Here is a 3474-nt window from a genome sequence, read left to right on the forward strand (position 1 = left end):
CAAAAAATGTGGTGGCGTTGCGAGAATCGCCTTTAATAGACCAGAAGTTAGAAATGCTTTTCGTCCCAAAACAACTTCAGAATTGTATGATGCTTTTTTTGATGCTTCGGAAGATCCATCGATAGGCGTTGTGTTGTTGTCAGGTGAAGGGCCAAGTCCTAAAGATGGAGGTTGGGCATTTTGTAGCGGTGGCGACCAAAAAGCACGTGGTCAAAAAGGATATGTTGGAGAAGACGGAAGGCATCGTCTTAATATTTTGGAAGTTCAACGTTTGATTCGTTTTATGCCGAAAGTCGTTATCGCTGTTGTTCCTGGTTGGGCTGTTGGCGGCGGACATTCTCTTCATGTGGTTTGTGACTTGACGTTGGCTAGTAAAGAGCACGCGATTTTCAAACAAACAGATGCTGATGTAACAAGTTTTGACGGTGGTTATGGTTCTGCTTACTTAGCAAAAATGGTAGGGCAGAAAAAAGCGCGAGAAATTTTCTTTTTGGGAAGAAATTATTCTGCGCAAGAAGCTTTCGAAATGGGAATGGTTAATGCTGTTATTCCACATGCAGAGCTTGAAGATACGGCTTACGAATGGGCGCAAGAGATTCTTGGAAAATCGCCAATGTCAATCAGAATGTTGAAGTTTGCGATGAATTTAACAGACGATGGCATGGTAGGACAACAAGTTTTTGCTGGCGAAGCAACGCGTTTGGCTTATATGACTGACGAAGCTATCGAAGGCCGCAATGCTTTCTTAGAAAAGAGAAAACCAAACTTTGGCGACGACCAATGGATATCTTAAATAAGGAATTAGAAATCAAAATTTAGAAATTACCTAAACATTAAATCTAAAATTTGAAATCTAAAATCTAAAATCAAAAAGAATGATTGACTGGATAAAAGCAGCGCGTCTGCGAACTTTACCACTTTCTTTAAGTGGAATTATCATGGGATCTTTTATTGCCAAATGGCGATTAAAGGAAGATGGCGGTTTTTGGGATTGGAAGATTTTTGCATTGGCACTTTTGGTGACTTTGCTGTATCAAATCCTTTCCAACTATGCCAACGATTATGGTGATGGCGTAAAAGGAACTGATAAATTGAGAATCAACGAAGCCGAGGCTAGAGCAGTGGCTTCGGGGAAGATTACTGCCAAACAAATGAAAAACGCGGTTATTCTGCTTTCAATTTTGTCATTTGTAGCGACCGTTGCCTTGTTGTATGTGGCATTTATCCCAAATTATATGAATGAATTTTATATTTTCATTGGTTTGGGTGTAGCCTGTATTTTGGCTGCGATTGGTTATACGGTTGGCAAAAAACCTTACGGATATATGGGCTTGGGCGATATTTTCGTGTTTGTCTTTTTCGGTTTGGTGTCGGTTTGTGGAAGTTATTTTTTGTTTACTAAAACTTTTAGTTGGGATGTTTTGCTTCCTGCGGCAGCTGTTGGTTTGTTGAGTGCTGCAGTGCTTAATCTTAACAATATGCGCGATATGCAAAACGACGAAGCTTCTGGCAAAAAAACTTTGGCTCTGAAACTTGGTTACAAAAATGCAATGATCTACGAAATGGTGTTGTTACAACTTCCTATTTTGTTGGTTTTGACTTTTTTAATGATTAACCAATTGCAAGCGCAAGGCAAATATTACGCATTTATAGTGATGATTTTGCTGTTTCCATTTGCTGGGCTTCGACGCAAGATTATGCAAATTAAAGAAAACCGCGAGTTAGATCCTTTTCTAAAGCAAGTCGGGATTTTAACTTTTATGATGGCGATTTTAACCGCTGCTGGACTTAATCTTTTTTAAAACAAAATATATGGAACATCCAATTTTTGTACAATGTCAAATGTTAATCAGAAAGCCCATTGCTGAGGTTTTTGAGGCGTTTATAAATCCCGAAGTAACAACCAAATTTTGGTTCACAAAATCGAGTGGAAAGCTGGAAGAAGGGACTACGACAACTTGGATTTGGGAAATGTATAATGTCTCGTCCGAAGTACAAACCTTGAAGATTGTTCCAAATCTTAAAATCGAAACTTTGTGGGGGAATCCTGCAACCAACGTCGATTACGAGTTTAAAGAAATGAAAAACGGAACTTTAGTAATCATCAAAAGTTATGGCTATACACAAACTGGCGACGATTTGCTAAAGGTGATTAATGATAATACGGGCGGTTTTACAACTGTTTTGGATGGCTGTAAGGCTTGGTTAGAACATGGTATTAAATTAAATCTTATCGAAGATAAATTCCCAGCTGAATAAATGCGAGAACGCGCCAACCTTATTATTGCTTATCTCTTATTAATTGCGAATATTATTGCATTTATTTTTGAGATTAAGATCGTTGCTGATGATGGTGGCTTTCATGGTTATGCCTATATTTTAGCGGCGGTTCTTCTCTTTATTCATCCAACTGTAATCCCAGCATTAATCACGATTTTAAAAAAAGACAAACGAAATTCGCAGTGGCTTTTAGTATTTAACATAGCTGCGATTTTGTACATTTTCGTATTGTCTCAAATATTTATAAAAATTTAAAAAAATGAAAATAAAATTCTTAGGACAAAATTGCTTTTTGTTCACACATAACGGAAAAACGATATTAAGTGATCCTTTTTATAACTTTCAAAAAGACAAAACAGGATTCGATATTACAGCGCAAAAAATTGATTATGTATTGATTACGCATGCACACGGCGATCATACTGCAGATGTGGCTGAGGTTTTGGCAAATCATCCAGATGCGACCGTTATTGGGCAACCAGAAATTTGTGGTTACTTCAAACATGCAAATAATATTGATATTAACTTTGGCGGTTCTGCCAAGATTGATGATCTTAAAATTTCGATGGTGCCAGCAAGCCACACAAGCTCTTTTCCGGACGGAACTTACGGTGGTGAGGCAGCAGGATATATTTTCCGTTTGCCAGGCAAGAATCTTTATTTAGCAGGTGACACAGGTGTTTCTGCAGAGATGGCTATTTTCTCAAAAGTTTTTGGAAAGTTAGATGTTTCGATTCTTCCGATTGGTCGTCATTATACGATGTGTCCTCGTAAAGCGGCTTTTGCAGCAAAAGAATTATTGTTGACGCCGAAAGTTATCGGATGTCATTTTGATACGTTTGAGCCAATCAAAATTAATCATGATAATGCAAAGAAACATTTTGCAGATGCAGGAATCGAATTTAATTTGCCAGAGTTAGGTGAGGAATTTGAATTTTAATTTAAAAAAACTGAAGCCTTAAGTTTTGAAAAATGCAGCTAATAGTTTGATTTTAAATAAATTAAAATTAGAATATTCAGAATTTTGGGAGAATTTAATGCTTCAGTTTTTAGATAAAATTACGAAACATATAGACACAAAAAATGGCAAGCTACCTACATCACACCGCTACAACCGATTACCTTTGCTGCGTTCCCACCCTGGAGGATTCTCAGGAGCTGGTTGTGTAGGACTTGCCAGTGCAAATATAGAAA

The 3474-nt window shown here is 37.5% G+C and carries 5 protein-coding genes and 1 other RNA gene; 5 read left to right on the forward strand and 1 reads right to left on the reverse strand.

The window, feature by feature from the left end; translation table 11 throughout:
- The 5 genes from Q1V95_RS12540 to Q1V95_RS12560 form a co-directional block, all read left to right on the forward strand.
- Positions 1 to 793, forward strand: a 793-nt coding sequence (locus Q1V95_RS12540; protein WP_300674515.1) for a 1,4-dihydroxy-2-naphthoyl-CoA synthase, incomplete at its 5' end; no start/stop codon positions are given.
- 82 nt (positions 794 to 875) lie between these two features.
- Positions 876 to 1802 (forward strand): 1,4-dihydroxy-2-naphthoate octaprenyltransferase, encoded by a 927-nt coding sequence (gene menA / locus Q1V95_RS12545; protein ID WP_300674517.1) that lies wholly within the window; start codon positions 876 to 878, stop codon positions 1800 to 1802.
- 10 nt (positions 1803 to 1812) lie between these two features.
- Positions 1813 to 2259, forward strand: a complete 447-nt coding sequence (locus Q1V95_RS12550; RefSeq protein WP_300674520.1) for an SRPBCC family protein — start codon at positions 1813 to 1815, stop codon at positions 2257 to 2259.
- Positions 2260 to 2535 carry a hypothetical protein gene (locus Q1V95_RS12555; RefSeq protein WP_300674523.1) on the forward strand — a complete coding sequence of 92 codons (276 nt, stop codon included), beginning with the start codon at positions 2260 to 2262 and terminating at the stop codon, positions 2533 to 2535.
- A 4-nt stretch (positions 2536 to 2539) separates the two neighbouring features.
- A complete protein-coding gene (locus tag Q1V95_RS12560) occupies positions 2540 to 3220 on the forward strand; it encodes a metal-dependent hydrolase (protein WP_300674526.1) in 681 nt (226 codons plus the stop codon).
- Positions 3221 to 3361: 141 nt separating this feature from the next.
- Here Q1V95_RS12560 and ffs read toward each other — a convergent pair.
- An RNA gene (ffs, locus tag Q1V95_RS12565) (signal recognition particle sRNA small type) lies at positions 3362 to 3459 on the reverse strand.
- Between the last annotated feature and the right edge of the window lie 15 nt (positions 3460 to 3474).

It is taken from the genome of Soonwooa sp. (genome assembly GCF_030151385.1).
Classification (GTDB): domain Bacteria; phylum Bacteroidota; class Bacteroidia; order Flavobacteriales; family Weeksellaceae; genus Soonwooa.

Excerpts from the sequence above, each read along its gene's own strand:
- Q1V95_RS12555 (WP_300674523.1), top strand. The coding sequence starts at position 2,260 with ATGCGAGAACGCGCCAACCTTATTATTGCTTATCTCTTATTAATTGCG.
- Q1V95_RS12550 (WP_300674520.1), top strand. The coding sequence starts at position 1,813 with ATGGAACATCCAATTTTTGTACAATGTCAAATGTTAATCAGAAAGCCC.
- Q1V95_RS12560 (WP_300674526.1), top strand. The coding sequence starts at position 2,540 with ATGAAAATAAAATTCTTAGGACAAAATTGCTTTTTGTTCACACATAAC.
- menA (WP_300674517.1), top strand. The coding sequence starts at position 876 with ATGATTGACTGGATAAAAGCAGCGCGTCTGCGAACTTTACCACTTTCT.